General features: G+C 70.7%; 1 protein-coding gene. It reads left to right on the top strand.

The window, feature by feature from the left end; translation table 11 throughout:
* Positions 1-256 (top strand): hypothetical protein (locus tag ACQG3P_RS20550; RefSeq protein ID WP_426806079.1); only part of this gene is annotated, 256 nt, incomplete at both ends.

Below are 256 nucleotides of genomic sequence, written 5' to 3' on the forward strand. Positions count from 1 at the left end.
ACTATTGGTTCATCTCCCGCCGAAACGAGAGCGCCGCGCCGGACTACAGCAAGGAACAGGACATCCGGTCGATGACCCGCACCCCGATCAGCGACTCCGATCGGGCGGCCGAGGCTGTGCTTGCGCAGATGCGCGCCGACCCGGCCAGCGGCGTGAGCTGCCCGGGCGCGTTGCCCGGCGCCAGCGTGGGCAACGTGGCCGCCGTGGTGGGCCAGTACCAGAACCAGGGCCGCTCCCTGGTGGCCGGTGTCGACGT

The sequence above is a fragment of the Stenotrophomonas sp. SrG genome, assembly GCF_050031795.1.
Taxonomy (GTDB): Bacteria; Pseudomonadota; Gammaproteobacteria; order Xanthomonadales; family Xanthomonadaceae; genus Stenotrophomonas; species Stenotrophomonas rhizophila_A.